Origin of the sequence: Vineibacter terrae (assembly GCF_008039615.1) — a bacterium.
GTDB classification, from domain to species: domain Bacteria; phylum Pseudomonadota; class Alphaproteobacteria; order Reyranellales; family Reyranellaceae; genus Vineibacter; species Vineibacter terrae.
Window position 1 is genome coordinate 1 of the sequence record NZ_VDUZ01000023.1, and the last position, 20988, is coordinate 20988.

Consider the following 20988-nt stretch of genomic DNA (forward strand, 5'->3'; position numbering starts at 1 on the left):
GCTGGACCGGCTACGACAGTGACAAGGGCTGCGGACCCATCACCATCCGCGACGGCCTCGAACGCTTCTACGCCATCGTCGATGGCTACTCTCTCGCAGCGCAACATCTGTGCGCAAGTTAGCCCGCTTGCAGGAGAGGAGAACCCACAAAGAAAAAGAGCGGTGTCCGAAGACACCGCCCGAGTTTTAGGGAGGAAACGCCCAAGACGGGCATATGACAAACACAGAGGCCGCACAGCGGCGTTTGTCACGAACCGAATATGGTGCACCTGCGAACAGGAATCAAGCTTCTTTTTCCCTTTCGTTTTCAACAAGCTAAATGGTGGTTCACAGACGTCCTGGTGTTGCATTTTTGCAACGCAGCAGAAACCCGCATGCGGGTCATGCGGAGAATGCATCGATCGGGCTCTTGGACGCCGCGGGGCGAAACCGGCAACATCGTGCCGGATCAATCACTTGCGTCCGGACAGCCGGACGCGGCCAGGGAGGATAGCATGGCCCGCCGCAAGATCGTCGTCGCGATGATGATGCACGAGACGAACACTTTTTCCCCGGTGCCGACCGCGATCGAGTCGTTCGGCCGCATGGGCGCCATGAGCGGGCCGGCGGCGATCGCCGAGCTGATCGGCACCAACACCCAGGTCGGCGGCTTCATCGGCGTCGCCCAGGCGGCCGGCGCCGAGTTCACCTTGCCGATGGCGGCCAGCGCCCATCCCTCGGGCCCGGTCCAGAAGGCGGCCTATGAGGAGATGTGCGACGCCATCGTCGGCGAGATCCGCAAGGGCTGCGATGCCGCCTTTCTGGCGCTGCATGGCGCCATGGTGGCCGAGCATGTCGACGACGGCGAAGGCGAGCTTCTGCGCCGCGTGCGGGCGATCGCCCCCGACCTGCCGATCGCGGTCGGGCTCGACTTCCACGCCCAGATGACGGCGGCGATGATCGACAACGCCACGGTCGTCACTGGCTACCGCACCTACCCGCATATCGACATGGGCCACACCGCCGAGCGCGCCGGCCGCACCCTGATCCGGGCGCTCGACGGCGAGGTCGCGCCGAGGATGGTGTGGGGCTTCCGCCCGATGCTGACCAGCACGCTCTCGCATACGCCCTCGCGCCAGCCCATGAAGGACATCATGGACCGCGCCAATGCGGCCGAAGACTCCGGCCAGGTGCTGAACGCCTCGGTGTTCGGCGGCTTCCCGCAGGCCGACATCCCGCACCTCTCGTGCTCGGCGGTGATCGTCTGCGACCAGCGCACCGCCGAGGGCGAGATCCTGCTCAACCGGCTGCTGGACATGGCCTGGGAGCGGCGCGAGGCCTTCCTCTATACCGGCGAGGCGCTGTCGGCACAGGTCGCGCGCGCCAAGACGCTGGACGGCGGCCCGATCATCCTGGCCGACCACGGCGACAATACCGCCTCGGGCGGCACGCAGGACGTGATGAGCGTCGTCGAGGAGGCGATGAGGCAGGGCCTGGAGGACGTCGCGGCCGGACCGATCTGGGACCCGGGCTGCGTGGCGCAGATGATCGCTTCAGGAATCGGCGCCACGGTCACGCTCGAGCTGGGCGGCAAGGTCGACATGCCGCAGCTCAACCTCAAGGGCAGGCCGCTGCGGGTGACGGGCACGGTGAAGTGCATCACCGACGGCGAGTTCGTCGTCACCGGCCCGATGGCGACCGGCACCAGGGTGCGCATGGGCCGCACTGCCGTGCTCGACACCGGCAAGATGCTAATCGTGGTGTCGGAGAAGCGCAGCGAGCCGTTCGACCTCGGCGTCTTCACCCACTGCGGCATCGACCCGCGGCGCAAGAAGTACGTGCTGATCAAGTCGCGGCAGCATTTCCGGGCCGGCTTCGAGCCCATCGCCAAGCATATCGTGATGTGCGACGGTGACGGCGTCACCAGCTCGGACCTCAAGCTGTTCGACTACAAGAACCGTCGCCAGCCGCTCTACCCGTTCGAGCCCGACCTGCAGCTCGGCCGCAACGAGGCATAGTCAACACCCCGTCTTTGGCTGTTTGGGATCCCTTGTTTGTATTGTAATCTGCATATCTGGTTTCGGTTGGGGGGCGACAATGAAGACGGCAAAATCGCCGAAGCGAACTGACAGGGGGTACCATCCGACACGATCGCGGCGCGGCTGAGGGCCGCCGCGATGCGCATGTCGTCCGGAAGCACTGCCCGCGGTGCCGCGGGCGGAACCGCCGTGGCCGGCGGTCCCGAGCTCTTCCACTTCGTCATGATCAAGCCGACGCACTACGACGACGACGGCTATCCCATTCAGTGGCTGCGCTCGGCCATCCCCGCCAACACGCTGGCGGCGATCCATGGCTTGGCGCTCGACTGCCAGAAGCGCCGGGTGCTGGGCCCCAACGTCGTGATGCGGCTCTCGGCGTTCGATGAGACCAACATCCGGATCCGGCCGCACAAGATTGTCGCCGCCATCAGGCGGGCAGGCGGCCGCGCGCTGATTGGCCTCATCGGCGTGCAGTCGAACCAGTTCCCACGCGGGGTCGATCTTGCCCGGCAGTTCCTCGCGGAAGGCGTGCAGGTCGCCATCGGTGGCTTCCATGTGTCCGGCTGCCTCGCGATGCTACCCGAGCTGCCGCCGGAGATCCGGCAGGCCCAGGCGATGGGCATCTCGATCTTCGCCGGTGAATCGGAGGACGGCGGCCTCGAGGAAGTGCTGCGCGATGCCTACGCCGGCACACTGAAGCCGCTCTATAGTCGCATGAAGGATCTGCCGGCGCTCGAGAGGCAGCCGGTGCCGATGCTGTGGCGCGACGCCGTGCGGCGCACCGAGGGTCACCGCTCGAGCTTCGACCTGGGGCGCGGCTGTCCGTTCCAGTGCTCGTTCTGCACCATCATCAACGTGCAGGGTCGCAAGAGCCGCTTCCGCACGGCCGACGATCTGGAGCTGATCATCCGCGACAACGCCAAGCAAGGCGTGCGCAAGTTCTTCATCACGGACGACAATTTCGCGCGCAACAAGGACTGGGAAGCGCTGTTCGACCGCCTCATCTGGCTGCGCGAAACCGAGGGCTTGAAGTTCAAGCTGGTGATCCAGGTTGACACACTCTGCCACAAGATTCCGGGCTTCATCGAGAAGGCCAGCCGCGCCGGCGTCAACCGCTGCTTCATCGGGCTGGAGAACATCAATCCCGACAACCTGATGGCGGCGAAGAAGCGCCAGAACAAGATCACCGAGTATCGCTACATGCTGCAGATGTGGCGGCGCCACGGCGTGACGACCTATGCCGGCTACATCCTGGGCTTCCCCAACGACACGCGCGAGTCGATCCTGCGCGACATCGAGATCATCAAGCGCGAGCTGCCCGTCGATCTGCTGGAGTTCTTCGTCCTGACGCCGCTGCCGGGCTCGGAGGACCATCGCAACCTGCTCAGCAGCGGGACCTGGATGGACCCCGATCTCAACAAGTACGACCTGAACCACCGCGTCACCCATCACGCGCAGATGTCGGATGTCGAGTGGGAGCAGGTCTACGAAGAGGCCTGGCACACCTACTACAGCCCGGAGCATTTCAAGACCGTGATCAGCCGCGCCGCGGCGCTGCCCGCGGGGCGGCCACGCGCCAAGATGCGGCTGATGCTGTGGTTCTACATGATGCTCTGCATCGAGCGGGTGCATCCGCTGGAGGGTGGTGTGCTGCGGCGCAAGCACCGAGTCGATCGCCGTCCTGGCCTGCCGATCGAAAGTCCCTTCGTGTTCTATCCGAAATACTGGGCCGAGACGGTGCGCAAGGGGTTGCGCTACGCCGGGATGTTCTACGACGGCTACCGCATCTATCGCAGCGTCGAGCGCAATCCGGCGAAGGGAGCCTACACGGACCTCGCCATCGCGCCGCCCAGCGCCGATGAGCTGGAGACGCTCGAGATGTTCAGCGTGACATCCGGCGGCAAGGCCGCCGTCGCCAAGAAGCAGCGCGACGACGACCAGCGCGCCAGGCTGACACGGCTGCAGGCGACGACGTAGTCACCATCGTCGCCGTCGGAAACACGCACGCCGCGATATCCGGCCGCCGCGCCGCGGCGTGGAGCACCCTGGGCGACTGATGCTCCCGCCTTGCATCCTGCCCGCGGTATGTGATCTCGTGCACCTCGTCACGTCAGCCAGGACTTCGGCCATGCCCGCTTATGACCTGCTTCTCCGCAACGGCACGCTGCTGGACGGCAGCGGCGCCCCCCGTCGCGTCGCCGACGTGGCGATCAAGGACGACCGCATCGCCGCCATCGGCGCGGCCGGCAGCCTGCGCGGCGACAACGACATCGACGTCGCCGGCAAGGCGGTGGCGCCGGGCTTCATCGACGTGCACACGCATGACGACACGGCCCTGATCGAGAACCCGACCATGGCCATGAAGGCGAGCCAGGGCGTCACCACGGTGGTGTGCGGCAATTGCGGCGCCAGCGCCGCGCCCTATGTGCGGCTGCAGAACACGCCGCATTTCCTGTCCCTGATCGTGAAGCAGGACGCCTTCCTGTCGCGCACCTTCGCGGAGTTCGCGGGCAAGGTCGAGGCGGCGAAGCCGGCGATCAACGGCGCCTTCCTGGTCGGCCATTCGACCCTGCGGCTGAGCGTGATGGGCAACGACCTGGAGCGCGCCGCGCGGCCCGACGAGGTGGCGACCATGCGCGGCATGCTCGACGGGGCGCTGGCCGACGGCGCCGTCGGCATGTCGAGCGGCCTCTTCTATCCACCGGCCATGCATGCCACCACCGACGAGGTGGCCGAGATCGCCAGGCCGCTGGGGACACACAAAGCCGTCTACACCGCCCATATGCGCGACGAGGGCAACGAGATCCTCAAGGCGATGGACGAGACCTTCGAGATCGGCCGCCGCGCCGGCGCCGCGATCGTGGTGTCGCACCACAAGTGCTCGAGCCGCCAGAACTTCGGCCGCATGCGCGAGACGCTGCCCAAGCTCGAGGCCGCCGCCAAGGACTGGCCGATCGCGTTCGACGTCTATCCCTACGTCGCCGGCTCGACCATCCTGCGCAAGGAGATGATCGACCGCGCCGAGAAGGTGCTGGTCACGTGGTCGGACGCGCTGCCGTCGGCCAGTGGCCGCGACCTGCGCGACGTCGCGCGCGACATGGGCTGCTCTGTCTACGAGGCCGCCGACCGCCTGCAGCCGGCCGGCGCGATCTACTTCCAGATGAGCGAGGACGACGTGCAGAAGGCGCTGTCGCATCCGATGGCGATGATCGGCAGCGACGGGCTGCCGCTCGACAAGCACCCGCATCCGCGCCTGTGGGGCACCTTCCCGCGCGTGCTGGGCCATTACAGCCGCGACCTGAAGCTGTTCCCGCTCGAGGATGCGGTGCGGCGCATGACGTCGATCTCGGCCAGGAATTTCGGCCTCTCCAAGCGCGGGCTGGTGCGCGAAGGCTACTATGCCGATCTCTGCGTGTTCGATCCCGCGACGGTGGCCGACACCGCCACGTTCGAGAACCCGATCGCGCCCGCGGCCGGCATCGAGATGACGATCTGCAACGGCGCGCCGGTGTGGCAGGCCGGCAAGGTCACCGATCGCCGGCCCGGCCGCGTGCTGCGGCTGCAGGAACTGCAGAAGGAGGCATAGTGGGAGGGCCGGCTTCCAGCCGGCCCCGGGCGGGCGATCAGGATCAGAATGTCGACCGTGACGCATGATCAAGACAACTCGCGGACAGACAAAGGCTGGTATTCACGGGGATACCTTCCCCACTTCGACGGCACCGGCATAGTCCAGACCGTCGTGTTTCGACTGCACGACAGCGTGCCACTGCATTTGCGGCAGCAACCGACGCCGCGAGAAGTGGAGCGTGCTTTCGATGCCGTTCTGGACTCCGGCTTTGGCGCTTGCTGGCTGCAGGATCCCCAGATCGCCGACATCACCGAGCGCGCGCTGTTGCACTTCGATGGAGAACGCTGCAGGCTGATTGCGTGGTGCGTCACGCCGAACTATGTCCACGCGATGCTTGAAACATTGGCGGGCTATTCCCTGCCCGCAGTCGTCCATTCCTGGAAATCGTTTACAGCGACAGTTGCAAACCGTTTGTTGGCACGCACGGGACCATTCTGGGCGCGGGAATTCTTCGATCGCTACGTGCGCGATGATCGCCATTTCACCGCGGCTCGAAACTATATCGAAGACAACCCCGTAAAGGCTGGGTTGGCGACGCGACCGGGCGATTGGCGTTGGAGCAGCGCTCGTCATCGACTTCGCGAATGAGGCCGGCTGGAAGCCGGCGCTCCCATCGTCACGCGAACGGATCGGCCATGAACGGCCACTGCGCGCGCGAGGCCTTGGCGTAGGGCATGTTGAGGAAATCGGGCGCCACGGCGCCGGGCACGGCGACGTAGAGGATCTCCGATGCCACCGGCGCGTATTCAGCATGGAAGTGCTGCATCGACTTCACCACCACCACCTTCAGCGAAGCCGGGTCGACACCGACATTGGTGAAGGCGTCGATGCTCTTGCACTGAGCCCGCAGCGTGTTGCACACGACCGCGATGCCATTGATGTCGAACGCGGCCATGTCGCCGACATAGACGTGGCTGCCGCCGAAGCCGTGCGTGCGCGCATCGCGCTTCAGGCCAATCACCCTGGCGCGCACGTCCAGCGCCGGCCCCGACATCGGCCCCAGCTTGCCGCCCAGACGCAGGTCGATCTCGGCGCCTTCGCCGATCTCGAAGCCCAGGCGCACGGCCATCGGATCCCAGAACATGGCGATGGCCGCATCCTTGATGCCGCGCGCCAGCATCGCCTGCAGGATGAAGGTGGAGTCGCTGGCAGCTCCGCCGCCGGCATTGTCCGAGACGTCGGCCAGCACCAGCGGCTTGGGCAGGTTGTGGCTGGCGGCACGCGCCATGGCCTGGTCGAGCGTGCTGTAGGCCGGCTGGGTCTGCTGCCGCAGCCCGAAGAACTCCATGCCCAGCTCGCGCGCCAGGCGGTCGGCCTTGGGCTTGTCGTTGTCGGTGATCACCAGCAGCTTGCTGCCCATGTCGGCCACGTCGGCCCAGGGGAAGCCGTGGATCACGGACACCGACAGCACGCCGTCCTTGCCCTGCAGCGCCGTGCACTTGTCGACGAAGCCGCGCATGGGCTGGCGCGTGGTGTGGAAGACGCCGATGGTGCGGCAGTCGAACCAGCCCATCACCGGCCGGGTCTTGCCGTCGAGCATGTCGGCGATCAGGTCGAAGACGTCGACGGCGCGCTCGGAGACGTCGACATGCGGATATTCCTTGAACAGGACGATGACGGAGGCGTTCTCCAGCTTCTGCCGGCCGACATTGGCATGCAGGTCCAGCTCGACGCCGATTGGCACGTCGGGACCGACCACGCGCCGCACATGGGCCATCAGGTCGCCTTCGGCATCGTCATGGCCCTCGGCCACCATGGCACCGTGCAGGCACAGCAGCACGGCATCGACCGGCAGCGCCGCCTTGAGGTCGGCGATGATCTCGTCGCGGAAATCCTCGTAGACCTTGCGCACGGTCTTGCCGGCCGGTTGCGCGAAGGCGCACAGGCTCTCGGCCACCTGCCAGCCGCGCGCCTGCGCCATGCGGCGCCACACCGCCAGCGGCGCGCCGAACATCGGCGTCTTGTCGCCGTAGTCGCCCTTGCGGAAAAGACAGGTGTCCTGGAAGAGCTGCAGCCCGGTCGGCAAGGACGAGAAGGTGTTGGTTTCCGTGCCGAGCGTGGCGGTGAAGATCTTTTTCATCGGACAGCAGGCCCCCCTTGTTGGAGGCCCGACGCTACCCGCTCTTCACGCTGCCGGGAAAGACGCACGCACGGACGCGCGGCGCAAACCGGTCATGCAGGCATAAAATCGCCGTCCCGGCGAAGGCGCAGGTCTGCCGCGCCCGGGACGGCGGCAAGGCCGCTCAGCGGCGGTCGATGATGGTGTAGTCGGCGTCGCTGACCCGCGTTCTCGTGGCAGGCACACGCACCGGTACAGTGCGGCGCGGGCGGGCCATGCCGCTGAACCAGTCCCGCGTCTTGTAGACCAGCACGCCGATCGCCACCGCAACCACCGCCGCGGCGACAATCGCCAGGCCGAACGCCAGCATTGCGATCACGCCGATGGCGACCACGAAGCCGCGCAGCCAGAGGGACAAGGGCAGACGAGACAAGGAGCGCAGAAAGGTCATTGTTGTAATCCCCGGAAGCCCGCCCATGCGCGCTTCCACGCAATATGTAGGGTGGCCAGGTGCCTTTGTCACCCCCTCCCACCTAACCCCTTGAAACGACTACCTTAATCTCGCCCAGGCTGATGCGCGCGCCGTCGCGGAGGGGAATTGGCTGGTAGGGTGCAATGCGCTGCCCGTCGACCGCGGTGCCGTTGGTCGAGCCCAGGTCCTCGACCGTCAGCACGCCACCCGGGCCGGCCCTGAAGCGGGCATGTCGGCGCGAGATGCTGTCGTTGTCGATGGTGAGCTGGCAGTAGCGCTGCATGCGGCCGAACACCACACCCTCGTGCTGCTGCAGCAGGCCGCCGTCGAGGCGCATGTCCACGCGCGTGCCGGCACGGTCGGCGCCGACCAGGCGCCAGCCGACCGGCTCCGCCGATGACGGCGCATAGGAGATCGATGCCAGGGGCGCCGACACGGTCGGCGCGTGCGGCGCCCCGAGCGACGGCTGTGGCGCCGCCTGCGAGGGCGTCTCCATCGTGGCGGGGCGCTGCGGCGGCAGCGATGTCGGCGCCTCGGCCCCCCGGTCGACGGCCATCACGCGATGCACCCGCACCGGCCGTGATATGTTCTTCACCTGCTGGTCGCCGAGATCGAAGAAGCCGAAGCCGATCTTGCCCTCGACCGCCTCGCGCACGCGCGCCGAGACGACGACGGTGCCCGGCTCGGCCAGCGCCTGGATGCGGGCCGCCACGTTCACCTCGTCGCCGAAGATGTTGTCGCCGTCGACGATCACCTCGCCGATGTTCAGGCCGATGCGCAGCAGGACGTGCCGCTGCGGCGGCCGGTCGGCGTTGCGCTGAGCCATGGCCACCTGCAGCTCCATCGCGCAGCGCACGGCGGCGACGGCGCTGGTGAACTCGACCAGCATGGCATCGCCGGCCGTGTTGACCAGGCGCCCAGTATGGCGCCCCAGCGCCGGCAGCCAGACGTGGTCGAACAACGTCTTCAGCTCGCGGAAGGTCTGGGTCTCCGCCCCTTCCATGAGCCGGCTGTAGCCGACCACATCGGCATGCAGGATGGCCGCCAGTCGCCGGTCCATCGTGCTCCTACTCCTTCATCTCGAAAAAGGTGATCTCACCCGGCCGCTCGATATACCACGCCGTGCTGGGCGCGATCTGCCCCGGCGGCACGACCGCCGGACCGGTCGGCTCGAGCATCACCCATGGATGGCCGCCATGGGCGATCGTGACGTCGCCCTCCTGCGGCGGCAGGTCGACGGCCAGCGCCACGTGCTGCGGCAGGACGACGAACAGCAGGCGCCGCGCCGGCGTCAAGGTGCGCAGGATCGCCGCCAGCGCCACGGTCTTGCTGTCGCAATCGCCGCGGTTGAGCTTGAACATGGCCGGCGGTGGCGCGAACTCGATGCCGCCCGTGGTCAGCGGGCTGATCAGATCGTCGTAGGGGATCGCCTGCACGAAGCTCAGCGCCCGGGCCAGGCGGGCGCGCTCGTCGAGCCCGCCCGTCTGCGCCGACAACGCGCCTGCCACCGGCCGCAGAGCGGCCACATAGCGCAGCGCCGCCTCGGGATAGTCCATGTGGATGGCGTCGCCCACGGCGCGGCGCGCGTGCTTGCGCAGCCATTCCTGCCGGGCGGCCTCGATGATGCCGTCCAGGCGCGCCTCGAAGGCTTCGCGCCGGGCGGTGCTGTCGGCCAGGACCACGAAGGAGACGCCGCCGCCGCGGGGGATGGTCTGCACGGTCACGCCGGCGCGCCTGGCCTCCCGCTCCAGCGCTGCCTGGATGTGGCCGTAGAGGTTCGGCATCGAATAGTCGCGAAACAACGCCATCGCCGCGTCGATTGCGGCCGACGGCAGCGGGAACGACAGGCTGCGGGCCGCCCCGCCGGCATCCTTGAACGCGTAGGAGAACTGGACGTCGCTGCCGGCCGGCCGCCAGCTGAAGGCGCTCTGCTGCGCGCTGGCCGGCGACGCGCCGCACGCCAGCATGGCACCAAGCGCGGCTGCCGCCGCGACACGCCCGATCCGACCCCCACGCAAACCCGTCCCCATCAGCCGTGTCCATCTCATACAAGCCCGGCGGCGGCGATGCCACCCCGCGCGCGCTCACAAGGCGATCGCGTATGGTCCTGTTGTCATCCCGAGTGGCGCTGCGCGCGGCCAGCAGAGACAGGAACCTATTGGTGCCGCAGATTGAGGGTGCACTGGGGCCGGAAGGCATCGGGCCGGCCGCCGATGGTGCGCGCCGAGCCGGTGATGGCGATCGCATCACCTGCAGGACGGCCGCGCAGCGAGGCCATCCACTCGCGACCCTCCTGGCCGATCCAGGCCAGATCGGACACCGCCGAGCTGTCGCTGACCCGCAACGCGATCGTCATGCCCTGCACGGTCGCGCTGCCCTGCCCTGCCGCCACCCGCATCGTCACCGGTCCTTTCGGACCACCGGGAAAGCATTCCACCGTGCCGCTCCACGTGCCATCGACCCCGGCCGGGCGCGGCACCGGGGGAGGCGGCGTGGGCGGGATCGGCTCGGGAGGACGGCGGGCGGCCTCCTCCTGCCGCCGTCTCGCGTCGGCTTCGGCCTTGCGGCGGGCTTCATCCTCCTGCCGCCGCCGGGCATCAGCATCGGCCTTGTGCCGCGCGTCCTCAGCCGCCTGGCGGCGCGCCGCCTCCTCCTGCTGTCGCCGGGCATCGGCGTCGGCCTGGCGACGAGCCGCTTCGGCCGCCTGACGGCGGGCTTCCTCCTCCTGCTGGGCGCGGGCTTCGTCCTCGGCCTTCCGCCGTGCCGACTCGGCTTCCTGCTCGACCTGGGCCTGGTGCTTTGCCGCCGCCTCCTCCGCGGCGCGGCGCCGGGCTTCCGCCTCGGCTTGCTGGCGCGCCTGCTCGATGCGCTGGCGTTCCGCCTCGGCCTGGCGCTGCGCCTGCAGCTCGCGCTGCCGCGCCTCGGCCGCCAGGCGCTCGGCTTCGCGCGCCGCTTCCCGCTCCCGCACATCGCGCACGTAGAGGGTGCCACCGGCCACGCCGGCAACGACCAGCAATCCTACGACCGCGGCCACGATCCATTTCCGGCTGCTCCCCGCCGGCCGGGCCGGCCTGGGCGGCTTGGCCGGCCTGGCCGACGCCGCGCGCGGGACATGAGTCTCGTCATCATGCGCCGCCCGCTCCGGCGGCGCATCGGCGCAGATCGGCGCGAACGCGGTCGGCCGCCGGCCGTCGAACACGGCCCGCCACGCCGCGATGGTGGCCGGGCGATCCTGTGCCCGCACCGCGAGGCCGGCATCGATGCCGGCCAGCAGCCCCGATGGATAGAGGCCGGCGGCAACGCGCGACGCCGGCTCCAGGCGATCGCCCATCACCCGCTCCAGCGCGTTGGGCGGCATGCCGCCGGTGACGCACTGGTAGAGCGTGGTGGCCAAGGCATAGATGTCGGTGTAGGGCCCCTGGGCTGCCGACGTGAACTGCTCGACCGCGGCGTAGCCCGGCGTGTAGACCGCCGTCATCGCCTGCGTGCGGCCGGCGACCGCAGCCCGCGCGGCGCCGAAGTCGAGCAGGGTCGGGCGACCTTCGTCATCGAGCGTGATGTTCGACGGCTTGATGTCGCGATGCAGGATGCCGGTCTCGTGCACGCTCTGCAGGCCATCGAGCAGCGGCGGCAGGAGGCGCTCGATTATCTGCGGCGGCAGGCGGCCCTCACGCTTGAGGCGCGCCTCCAGCGTCTCGCCGCGCAACAGCTCCATCACCATGTAGGCGGTGCCGTTGGCCTCGAGGAAATCGTAGACGCGCACGATGGCGGGCGCGTTCTCGAACCGGGCCAGGGTCTGGGCCTCGGCCAGGAAGCGCTCTCGGCCCCAGCGGAAGTCGTCGGCCAGCCGGGTCGAGCGCGGCAGCACCTGGGTGCCGCCATGGCGCACGGCCAGCGCCACCGGCAGGTATTCCTTGATCGCCACGGCGCGGTCGAGCTGGCGGTCATGCGCGCGGTAGGTGATGCCGAACGTCCCCTGTCCCAGGGTCTCGATCAGCTGGTAGCGCGCCAGCGGATAGCCGGCCGGCAGCGAGACGAGGTTGTCGCCGACGGCATCGCCTGAATGCACCGATCCGGTCCGCGTCTGGTCCAAGAGGCGGCTCCCCTGCCGTCCAACGGCAGCCGCACGCTGCAGCCGGATTATGGCAAAATGAGTACCACCTCACAAGTAACGTTTTAGGAACCGAGTCACGCCCGCAGCGGCCACACCGAAAACTGCTGTCGGTCGAGGAACCTCGCCGTCTGCGGCGCCACTTGGCCCACCGGCGCCATGGCCGGGCCGGCCGCTTCGACGGCGATGAACACGCGACCATCGCGCCGCACCCAGGCATCGCCCTCGCGCCAGGGCACGTCGACCGCCAGGATCGCATGCCCGGGCATGGTCGCCATGGCGCTGAGGCGGCCCGGCATCACCGCCCGCAGCACACAAGCCAGCGCCACCGCCTTGCTGTCGCAGTCGCCCCGGTTGAGGTCGACCAGGGTCGGCGGCGGGGCGAAATCATAGCCACCGTTGCGCACGCGATCGGTGAGCTCGTCGTAGGGGATGGCCTGGAAGAACGACAGGGCCAGCGCCAGCCGGGTGCGCTCGTCGGCATTGCCGGCGATCGCCAGCAGCGCCTGCGCCAGCGGCCACAGCGCCCGGACATAGCGGCGCGTGGCCGCCACGTAGTCGACCGAGATGGTGCTGCCATCGACGCGGCGCAGATAGGCGCTGGTGTAGCGCGCCCGTCCCTGCTCGATCGTGTCCTTGATCTGGCGGCCGGCCTCGCCCAGCAGAGGCGGCGGCCCGAGCAGGCGATAGGAGATACCCATCGTGTCGACCGCCATCGGGCGACGCTCGATCTGCAGCGTCACCTCGGTCCAGCCGGCGGCGGCCTGGCGCATGGCGGCTTCGAGATAGTCCCGCATGGCCTCGAGCGAGAACTCGCGGAACAGGCGCGCGGCCTGATCGATCTCGGCCGCCGCCAGGGCAAAGCTGATGTCGCGCTCGCGCTGGTCGTGGTCGAGCCAGCGCACCCGGTATTGCGTCTGCGCGCCGCGGCGGCGGCGCTCGAACGACAATTGCCGCGCCGCTGCCGGCAGCGGCGCGCCGGCCACGGCCAACGCGATGCCGCCCAGCAGCACATCCCGTCGCCGAGGGCGGACGCCGCCGGGACCTGCCCCGGAAGACTGGGCCAGCACGCATGGCCTGGCGTCATCCCGAGCGCAACGAGGGATCTCCTGCGGCAGGACGCACCGCGCGCCATTCGCGGGAGATCCCTCGCTGCGCTCAGAATGACGAGGGCGTCCCGGCGCGACCATCGGCGGTCAGCGCCCGCGGAAGACCGGCTTGCGCTTGTCGTTCACGGCAGCGATGCCTTCGACCAGATCCTCGGACATGGCGCAGGTGCGGATGCGCTGGCGGATGATGTCCTCGTCGAAGACGCTGCAGGCGATATCGTTGATCGATGCCTTCATGCCGGCCAGCGACAGCGGCGCCAGGCCGCTGGCGGTGGCGGCCAGCCCGTCGACCTTGGCCGCTAACGCGGCGCGCTCGACCAGCCAGTCAAGATAGCCGATGCGGTGCAGCTCGTTGCCGTCGAACTCCTCGGCCAGCAGCAGGAAGCGCTTGGCGACGCCGGGGCCGAGCCGTTCGGTGAAGCGCCGCAGGCCGCTGGGATAGTAGTGCAGGCCCAGCCGGCCGGCCGGCAGGAAGGCGCGCATGCCGCGGATGCCGACACGGAAGTCACAGGCCAGCGCCAGGTCGGTGCCGCCGCCATAGACGCTGCCGTTGAGCGCGCCGATGGTGGGCACGCGGCTGGCCTCCAGGCGGTCGCACAAGATCTCGAAGCTGTAGCGCCGGCCATCGCCGCCGCCATCGTCCGGCGACGCCGCGACGCCGGGCCGCAGCGATCCCAGGTCGAAGCCGGCGCAGAACGTCTTCTCACCGGCGCCGGTGACCACCAGCACGCGGAGATCCGTCGCCGCGTCGATCGTATCGAGATGGCCGATGAAGGCCTTGATATCGGCCGGCGCCAACCGGTTGTGAACCGCCGGGTTGTTGAGGGTGATGGTGGCCCGCGGGCCGTCGATGGTCAGCAGGATATGCTCGCTCATGGCGGCATTTTAGCCCCCGCGCCGGCGCCGGGGAAACATTGATGGACCGGCCCGGCGCACATAAGGTGCGGATCGGACCATTCTGCCGAGACCCAGACCATGACCTACGCCGCGCCGCTTGCCGACATCCGTTTCACCCTGCGCGAGATCGCGGGTCAGGCCGACATCGCCGCCCTGCCCGGCTACGAGAACGCCACCGACGACATGATCGACGCGGTGCTGGAGGAAGCGGGCAAGCTGTCGGGCAACGTGCTGGCACCGTTGAACCGCACCGGCGACCAGCAGGGATCGCGCCTGGAGAACGGCGTGGTGCGCACACCCGAGGGCTTCGTCGGCGTCTACCGGCAGTTCATCGACGGCGGCTGGAACTCGCTGCCGTTCGATCCCGAATTCGGCGGCCAGGGCATGCCGTGGCTCCTGGCGACGGCCATGCAGGAGATGTGGCAGTCGGCCAACATGGGCTTCGGACTGGTGCTGCTGCTGAACCAGGGCGCCATCGACGCCATCCATCATCATGGCTCGCCCGAGCAGAAGGCGACCTACCTGCCCAGGATGATCGAAGGCGCCTGGACCGGCACGATGAACCTGACCGAGCCGCAGGCCGGCTCCGACCTGGCGCAGTTGCGCAGCCGCGCCGTGCCGCAGGGCGACCACTACCTGATCACCGGCCAGAAGATCTTCATCACCTACGGCGAGCACGACCTGGCCGAGAACATCGTGCACCTGGTGCTGGCGCGCACGCCCGATGCGCCGCCGGGCGTGCGCGGCATCTCGCTGTTCATCGTGCCCAAGCTCCTGCCCAATCCAGACGGCAGCCCGGGCAAGCGCAATGACGTGCGCTGCGTGTCGATCGAGCACAAGCTCGGCATCCACGCCAGCCCGACCTGCGTGATGTCGTTCGGTGACGATGGCGGCGCCATCGGCTGGCGCATCGGCGAGGAGGGCCGCGGGCTGTCCTACATGTTCACCATGATGAACAACGCCCGGCTGGCCGTGGGCGTTCAGGGCCTGGCCATCGCCGAGCGCGCCTACCAGCAGGCCGTCGCCTACGCGCGCACGCGCGTGCAGTCCAAGGACGACACCAGGCCCGATCCCAAGCCGGTGGCGATCGTGCGGCACGCCGACATCAGACGCATGCTGATGACCATGCGCAGCCAGATCGAGGCGATGCGCGGCCTGGGCTACTACACGGCCGCGGCCATCGACTGCGCGCTCAAGCACCCGGACACCGACGCAAGGCGCAAGGCCCAGGACCGCGTCGACCTGCTGATCCCGATCGTGAAGGCCTGGTTCACGGACCTCGGCAACGAGATCGCCTCGCTGGGCGTGCAGGTGCATGGCGGCATGGGCTTCATCGAGGAGACCGGCGCGGCGCAGCATCTGCGCGACGCGCGCATCCTGCCGATCTACGAGGGCACCAACGGCATCCAGGCGCGCGACCTGGTCGGCCGCAAGGTCGCCAAGGACGGCGGCGAGACGATGCGCGGCCTGACGGCGGAGATGCGGGCCCTGGCCGCGGAGCTGGAGGTCGTGGCCGGCGACGACACTGCCGTGCTGGCGGATGCGGTCGCCAAGGCGGCCGACGCGCTCGATGACGCCACCGCCTGGGTGGCGGAAACCGGCAAGGCCGATATCGGCGCGGCGCTGGCCGGCTCGGTGCCCTTCCTGCGCCTGGCCGGCACGGCGCTGGGCGGCTGGATGCTGGCCAAGGGCGCGCTGGTGGCCCACAGGCGGCTCGCCAGCCGCGAGGGCGACCCCGCCTTCAACGAGGCCAAGATCGTCACAGCGCGCTTCTACGCCGAGGTGATCCTGCCGCCGGCGCTGGCGCAGCTGGGCCCCCTCAAGAGCGCCGGTCGCACGGTCTTCGCGCTGGCGGAGGAGCAGTTCTGACCTCTTGAGCGCAAGCGTCGGCCTCCGCATAAGCGGGCGCAACGCCCCGCTCCGGGGTATGATACAGGTGGTCGCGCCCATGAATGCCGCATCGACATCCGGCGTCATCGAGCTGCCCGAGGACAAGGCGCGTGCGTTCGTCGAGTCTTTCGACCTCACGCGCCTGACGCGGGACTTCCTCGATGATCCCTTCCCGCGCTACCATGCGCTGCGCCGCTTTGCGCCCGTCAAGCGCCTGCCCGACGGCAGCGTCTTCCTGAGCCGCTATGCCGATATCCAGCTCTGCTACCGCGACGCGCGCATGAGCTCGGACAAGAAGGTCGAGTTCGGACCCAAGTTCGGCGTCGGCACGCCGCTCTATCGCCACCACACCACCAGCCTGGTGTTCAACGATCCGCCGCTGCACACGCGCGTGCGCAGGCTGCTGGCCGCCGCCTTCACGCCGCGGGCGCTGAAGGCGCTGGAGCCGCGCGTCGCGGCCATCGTCGACCAGCTGCTGGACCAGGCGGCCGACGCGCGGCGGATGGACGTGATCGAGGATTTCGGCTTCGCCCTGCCGGTCGAGGTGATCTGCGACATGCTGGGCGTGCCGCGCGCCGAGCGCGGTCCGTTCCGACGCTATTCCCTGGCCATCCTGGGCGCGCTGGAGCCGGTGATCTCGGCCGAGAAGCAGCGGATCGGCGACGATGCCGTCGCAGAGTTCTCGGCCTATCTCGACGACCTGATCAGCGCGCGCCGCAAGCGGCCGGCCGACGACAACGACGTGCTGGGCACCTTGATCCACGGCGAGGTCGATGGCGAGCGCCTCACGCATGAGGAGCTGGTGCAGAACTGCATCTTCCTGCTCAACGCCGGGCACGAGACCACCACCAACCTGATCGGCAACACGCTCGATGCGCTGCTGCGCTTTCCCGACCAGCTGGCACGCCTGCAGGCCGATCCGACATTGATCCGCAGCTGTGTCGAGGAAGGACTGCGCTTCGAAAGCTCCAACCAGCTGGGCAACCGCCGGCTGATGGCCGACGCCGAGATCGGCGGCGAGCGGCTGGCGGCCGGCACCTACATCCATATCGGCATCGGCGCCGCCAACCGCGATCCGGCCGAGTTCCCCGAGCCCGACCGCTTCGATGCGGGGCGCACGCCCAACCGCCATGTCGCCTTCGGCGCCGGCGTGCACATGTGCCTGGGCGCGACCCTGGCGCGCATGGAAGGCACCATCGCGCTCGACCGCTTCATCCGGCGCTTTCCGGCCTGTCGCCGCGACGGCGACTTCGTACGCGGCGGCCGCGCCCGCTTCAGGGGCTTCGCGAAATATCCCGTGGCATGGTGATCCCCTCTCCCGCTTGCGGGAGAGGGAGGGGCCCATCGCGCAGCGATGGGAGGGTGAGGGCCCCAAGGACTCGGCGCTGTGCGTGAACCCCTCACCCGCCGGTCGCTTGCGCGACCATCGACCTCTCCCGCTTGCGGGAGAGGTAAAAAAACCTACTCCGCCGCTTCCGCGGCCGGCGCCGGGTCGGGCCGGCGTGTGCGCATGGTGACGAACTCCTCGCCAGCCGTGGGATGGATGCCGACCGTGGCGTCGAAGATCGCCTTGGTGGCACCGGCCTTCACGGCGATGGCGATGCCCTGGATCAGCTCGGCGGCATCGTCGCCCGCCATGTGCACGCCGACCACGCGGTCGGATGCGGCATCGACCACCAGCTTCATGAAGGTGCGCTGCTCACGGCCGGACAGCGTGTACTTCATGGGCCGGAAGCGCGCCTCATAGATGTGCACCTGGCCGTGGACGCGCCGCGCCTGCTCCTCGCTGAGGCCGACGGTGGCGAGCTGCGGCTGCGAGAAGACGGCCGACGGCACGTCGTGGTGATCGGGCTTGCGCGGCCGGTTGCCGAATACCGTATCGGCGAAGCAATGCCCTTCCATGATGGCGACCGGCGTCAGGTTCAGGCGGTTGGTGACGTCGCCGATGGCATAGATGCTGGGCACGGTGGTGCGCGACCACTCGTCGACCGCCACCGCGCCGGCCTTGTCGAGATGGACCCCGACCTTGTCGAGGCCGAGACCTGAAATATTGGGATGGCGGCCGGTGGCGTACATCACCACATCGGCCTCCAGCACCGTGTCGTCGGCGAACGTGGCCGCGATCGCGCCGCCGCGCCGCTCCAGGCGAACGATCTGCGCACGGGTGCGGAAGGCGACGCCCTTGGCCTGCATGCCGTCCTGCACCGCCTGGCGGCAATCCTCGTCGAAGCCACGCAGCACCCGCTCGCGGCGCACCACCATCGTGACCTCGGCGCCCAGCCCGTTGAAGATGCCGGCGAACTCGACGGCAATGTAACCGCCGCCGACAATAACCACACGCTTAGGTAGAGTTGGCAGATGGAAGGCATCGTCAGAGACGATCGCCAGGTCGGCGCCGGGGATATCCGGCCGCCACGGCCGCGCGCCGGTCGCGAGCAGCACCTTGTCGGCGGTCACGATGCGCTCGCCGACCGCGACGGTGTGCGCATCCATCAGCCGCCCGCGCCCCACCACCAGCTCGACGCCGGCCCCCTTCAGCAGGTTCTTGTAGACACCGTTGAGCCGCATCACCTCCTTCTGCACGTTGTCGCGCAGGGTCGGCCAGTCGAAGCGCGGGTGCGGGATGGTCCAGCCATAGGCGGCGGCGTCCTCGACCTCCTCCGCGACATGCGAGCCGTAGACCAGCAGCTTCTTGGGCACACAGCCGCGGATGACGCAGGTGCCGCCCACGAGGTCGTCCTCGCAGATGCCGACGCGCGCGCCATGACCGGCGGCGATGCGGCTGGCCCGCACCCCGCCCGACCCGGCGCCGATGACAAAGAGATCGTAATCGAAGCCCGCCATGGGGCACTCCTATAAGTTGCATAACACTGCCGCAATATCGCCAGATTCGCGGCCTCAAATGATCGCGTCCCTACCTAACCATATCGGCATCGAAAGAAAAACGTGAAGCACAGAAGGGATGCCGAGCCGACAGTCCGCGTAACGCCAACAACACCCGGGCCAACCGTCCCGCTTGGAGGAATTCGTCATGCACCGTTCCCGCCCGCTGATCGCTGTCCTGCTGGCCGCTGCCGCGCTGGCGGCCACGCCCGCCCTGGCGCAGAACCCGCCCCGCCCCGCCGGCACGCCGGACCGCGACGCCCAGCGGCGCGCCGCGTTCGATCGCCTGGACACCAACAAGGACGGCTACATCGACCGCGACGAATCGCACGCCGCACGCGCAACCGTCTTCGACCGCCTCGATGCCGACAAGGACGGGCGCCTCACGATCGATGAGCTGGTAAGCACCCGCCGCGGCCGTGGCCAGAGCCTGAAAAGCCAGGCTGGGGTCAATGCTCAGACCGACACGGCCGCACCTGTGACGGATGTCCGGCGGGCACGCGCCGAGCGTCAGCTGAAGCGGCTGGACACCGACAAGGACGGCACCATCAGCCGCGCCGAATGGCTGGCGGTGGACGACAGGCGCTTCGATCGGTGCGACGCCGACAAGGACGGGAAGCTGGCCTTCGGCGAGTGCCGGGTCGCCCAGGCCACGCGCGGCGACCGCCGCGGCACGACAGTGCGATAGGGGGATCGCCGGAGCGCGCCACTCCAGTGGCGCGCTCCGGGCGTGTGCTCTACTCGCTCTCGTTGGTCAGCACGTCACCGAACAGCTCCCAGGTCTCGCCCTTGAAGCGCTGCAGGCGCACCGACTGGATCGGATAGAAATCGGTGTCGCTGGTGTTGATCTTGATGCCCGGCAGCAGCAGCGGCACCTCCAGGCCATGCAGGCTGGCCGCCTGCTTCATGATATTGGCGCGGGTGAGATTGTCGCCGCAGCGCTTGAGCACCTCGCGCATGGTCGCCGACACGGCGTAGGCGTAGACATTGAAGGAGTCGGCCAGATTGGCGCCGGGGTTGTACTTGGCCATCCACGCCTTCCACTGCACGAAGTCAGGCGCGGCTTCCCACTGCTTGTCGCTCGGATCCTTCAGATAGGCTGCCGTCATGATGCCCTGGCTGTTGTCATAGCCGGCGGGCTTCAGCACCGAAGTCACCGACGCCGAGATATTGGCGAGATAGAACGCCTCGGGCTTCCAGCCGAGCTCGCCGGCCTTGCGGATGGCCTGTGCCGCCGCCTTGGGCGCGGCGTCGTCGAAGAAGACGTTGGCGCCCGAATTCTTGAGCTGGATGATCTGCGAATCGACTGTCGGATCGGTGACCTCGTAGCTGACCGAGGCAACGACGAGCTTCTCGTTCTCCTTGCCCAGACCCTTCATGAAGCCGGCGACATAGTCCTTACCGGAGTCGTCGTTCTGCCACAGGATCGCGATCTTGGGATTCTTCACCGTCGCCAGGATATGCTTGGCGTAGATGCCGGCTTCGGTGGCGTAGTCCGGCTGCCAGCCCATGGTCCACGGGAAGTGCTTCGGGTCGCCCCATTTGGAGGCGCCGGTGGCGACGAAGAGCTGCGGCACCTTCTTGGCATTCAGGTATTTGTGAACGGCCGTGTTGGTGGGCGTGCCCAGCAGCTGGTAGATCGCCAGCACCTGGTCCTCCTCGACCAGCTTGCGCACCAGCTCGACCGTCTTGGGCGTCGAGTAGCCGTCGTCATAGGTCAGGAAGTTCACCTTGCGGCCGTTGATGCCGCCGGTGTCGTTCACCATCGCCCAGTAGGCCTTGATCGCCTGGCCGATCGCACCGTAGGCCGACAGCGGGCCGCTATAGGGATTGGTATGTCCGAGCTTGATCTCGGTATCGGAAACGCCGGGATCGTACTTCTTCTGGGCGCTCGCCGTTGCCGGCATCAGGGCCAGCGCTG

Annotated in this window: 16 protein-coding genes; 7 read left to right on the plus strand and 9 right to left on the minus strand. The window is 68.4% G+C overall.

Features of this window, described 5'->3' with window-relative positions; genetic code table 11:
- Window positions 1-494 precede the first annotated feature (494 nt).
- The 4 genes from FHP25_RS19830 to FHP25_RS19845 all read left to right on the plus strand — a co-directional run bounded on the left by FHP25_RS19830 (window position 495) and on the right by FHP25_RS19845 (window position 6234).
- Complete coding sequence (locus tag FHP25_RS19830) at window positions 495-1997, plus strand: M81 family metallopeptidase (RefSeq protein ID WP_147848698.1); 1503 nt, start codon at window positions 495-497, stop codon at window positions 1995-1997.
- Window positions 1998-2240: 243 nt separating this feature from the next.
- On the plus strand, window positions 2241-3995 hold the full coding sequence (locus tag FHP25_RS19835; protein ID WP_147848790.1) for a B12-binding domain-containing radical SAM protein: 1755 nt from the start codon (window positions 2241-2243) through the stop codon (window positions 3993-3995).
- Between the two features lie 151 nt (window positions 3996-4146).
- A complete protein-coding gene (locus FHP25_RS19840; RefSeq protein ID WP_218578468.1) occupies window positions 4147-5604 on the plus strand; it encodes an N-acyl-D-amino-acid deacylase family protein in 1458 nt (485 codons plus the stop codon).
- Between the two features lie 48 nt (window positions 5605-5652).
- Window positions 5653-6234, plus strand: coding sequence for a transposase (locus tag FHP25_RS19845; RefSeq protein ID WP_147848700.1), 582 nt, complete (start codon window positions 5653-5655; stop codon window positions 6232-6234).
- Window positions 6235-6262: 28 nt separating this feature from the next.
- On the opposite strand, the gene FHP25_RS19850 is transcribed toward FHP25_RS19845, so the two are convergent.
- The 7 genes from FHP25_RS19850 to FHP25_RS19885 form a co-directional block, all read right to left on the minus strand.
- Window positions 6263-7726, minus strand: coding sequence for a M81 family metallopeptidase (locus FHP25_RS19850; RefSeq protein ID WP_147848701.1), 1464 nt, complete (start codon window positions 7724-7726; stop codon window positions 6263-6265).
- Between the two features lie 163 nt (window positions 7727-7889).
- The gene (locus FHP25_RS19855) at window positions 7890-8156 is read right to left on the minus strand and encodes a hypothetical protein (RefSeq protein WP_178133646.1); all 267 of its coding nucleotides are present in this window, start codon (window positions 8154-8156) and stop codon (window positions 7890-7892) included.
- A gap of 82 nt (window positions 8157-8238) precedes the next feature.
- Entirely contained in the window at window positions 8239-9237 is a 999-nt protein-coding gene (locus FHP25_RS19860) for an adenylate/guanylate cyclase domain-containing protein (protein WP_147848703.1), read from the minus strand.
- Window positions 9238-9244: 7 nt separating this feature from the next.
- Complete coding sequence (locus tag FHP25_RS19865; RefSeq protein WP_178133647.1) at window positions 9245-10207, minus strand: hypothetical protein; 963 nt, start codon at window positions 10205-10207, stop codon at window positions 9245-9247.
- A 125-nt stretch (window positions 10208-10332) separates the two neighbouring features.
- On the minus strand, window positions 10333-12270 hold the full coding sequence (locus FHP25_RS19870) for a protein kinase domain-containing protein (RefSeq protein WP_147848705.1): 1938 nt from the start codon (window positions 12268-12270) through the stop codon (window positions 10333-10335).
- A gap of 95 nt (window positions 12271-12365) precedes the next feature.
- Window positions 12366-13301 (minus strand): hypothetical protein, encoded by a 936-nt coding sequence (locus tag FHP25_RS19875; RefSeq protein WP_178133648.1) that lies wholly within the window; start codon window positions 13299-13301, stop codon window positions 12366-12368.
- A gap of 183 nt (window positions 13302-13484) precedes the next feature.
- Window positions 13485-14273, minus strand: coding sequence for an enoyl-CoA hydratase/isomerase family protein (locus tag FHP25_RS19885; protein WP_147848708.1), 789 nt, complete (start codon window positions 14271-14273; stop codon window positions 13485-13487).
- A gap of 99 nt (window positions 14274-14372) precedes the next feature.
- On the opposite strand from FHP25_RS19885, the gene FHP25_RS19890 reads away from it, so the two are divergent.
- Together FHP25_RS19890 and FHP25_RS19895 are read left to right on the plus strand one after the other, a co-directional pair.
- Window positions 14373-16163 (plus strand): acyl-CoA dehydrogenase, encoded by a 1791-nt coding sequence (locus tag FHP25_RS19890; RefSeq protein ID WP_147848709.1) that lies wholly within the window; start codon window positions 14373-14375, stop codon window positions 16161-16163.
- Between the two features lie 79 nt (window positions 16164-16242).
- On the plus strand, window positions 16243-17493 hold the full coding sequence (locus FHP25_RS19895) for a cytochrome P450 (RefSeq protein ID WP_147848710.1): 1251 nt from the start codon (window positions 16243-16245) through the stop codon (window positions 17491-17493).
- A gap of 152 nt (window positions 17494-17645) precedes the next feature.
- On the opposite strand, the gene gor is transcribed toward FHP25_RS19895, so the two are convergent.
- Window positions 17646-19028, minus strand: coding sequence for a glutathione-disulfide reductase (gor, locus tag FHP25_RS19900; protein WP_147848711.1), 1383 nt, complete (start codon window positions 19026-19028; stop codon window positions 17646-17648).
- A gap of 187 nt (window positions 19029-19215) precedes the next feature.
- On the opposite strand from gor, the gene FHP25_RS19905 reads away from it, so the two are divergent.
- Window positions 19216-19755: an EF-hand domain-containing protein gene (locus FHP25_RS19905; protein ID WP_147848712.1), complete on the plus strand. Its 540-nt coding sequence runs from the start codon at window positions 19216-19218 to the stop codon at window positions 19753-19755.
- Window positions 19756-19804: 49 nt separating this feature from the next.
- Here the strand turns inward: FHP25_RS19905 and FHP25_RS19910 are convergent, their stop codons facing one another.
- A complete protein-coding gene (locus FHP25_RS19910; RefSeq protein ID WP_147848713.1) occupies window positions 19805-20974 on the minus strand; it encodes an ABC transporter substrate-binding protein in 1170 nt (389 codons plus the stop codon).
- Between the last annotated feature and the right edge of the window lie 14 nt (window positions 20975-20988).

What these genes read in the sequence shown, in the direction of transcription:
- FHP25_RS19830 (WP_147848698.1), top strand. Translation starts at nt 495, where the DNA reads ATGGCCCGCCGCAAGATCGTCGTCGCGATGATGATGCACGAGACGAAC.
- FHP25_RS19835 (WP_147848790.1), top strand. Translation starts at nt 2,241, where the DNA reads ATGATCAAGCCGACGCACTACGACGACGACGGCTATCCCATTCAGTGG.
- FHP25_RS19840 (WP_218578468.1), top strand. Translation starts at nt 4,147, where the DNA reads ATGCCCGCTTATGACCTGCTTCTCCGCAACGGCACGCTGCTGGACGGC.
- FHP25_RS19845 (WP_147848700.1), top strand. Translation starts at nt 5,653, where the DNA reads ATGTCGACCGTGACGCATGATCAAGACAACTCGCGGACAGACAAAGGC.
- FHP25_RS19850 (WP_147848701.1), bottom strand. Translation starts at nt 7,726, where the DNA reads ATGAAAAAGATCTTCACCGCCACGCTCGGCACGGAAACCAACACCTTC.
- FHP25_RS19855 (WP_178133646.1), bottom strand. Translation starts at nt 8,156, where the DNA reads ATGACCTTTCTGCGCTCCTTGTCTCGTCTGCCCTTGTCCCTCTGGCTG.
- FHP25_RS19860 (WP_147848703.1), bottom strand. Translation starts at nt 9,237, where the DNA reads ATGGACCGGCGACTGGCGGCCATCCTGCATGCCGATGTGGTCGGCTAC.
- FHP25_RS19865 (WP_178133647.1), bottom strand. Translation starts at nt 10,207, where the DNA reads ATGGGGACGGGTTTGCGTGGGGGTCGGATCGGGCGTGTCGCGGCGGCA.
- FHP25_RS19885 (WP_147848708.1), bottom strand. Translation starts at nt 14,273, where the DNA reads ATGAGCGAGCATATCCTGCTGACCATCGACGGCCCGCGGGCCACCATC.
- FHP25_RS19890 (WP_147848709.1), top strand. Translation starts at nt 14,373, where the DNA reads ATGACCTACGCCGCGCCGCTTGCCGACATCCGTTTCACCCTGCGCGAG.
- FHP25_RS19895 (WP_147848710.1), top strand. Translation starts at nt 16,243, where the DNA reads ATGAATGCCGCATCGACATCCGGCGTCATCGAGCTGCCCGAGGACAAG.
- gor (WP_147848711.1), bottom strand. Translation starts at nt 19,028, where the DNA reads ATGGCGGGCTTCGATTACGATCTCTTTGTCATCGGCGCCGGGTCGGGC.
- FHP25_RS19905 (WP_147848712.1), top strand. Translation starts at nt 19,216, where the DNA reads ATGCACCGTTCCCGCCCGCTGATCGCTGTCCTGCTGGCCGCTGCCGCG.
- FHP25_RS19910 (WP_147848713.1), bottom strand. Translation starts at nt 20,974, where the DNA reads ATGCCGGCAACGGCGAGCGCCCAGAAGAAGTACGATCCCGGCGTTTCC.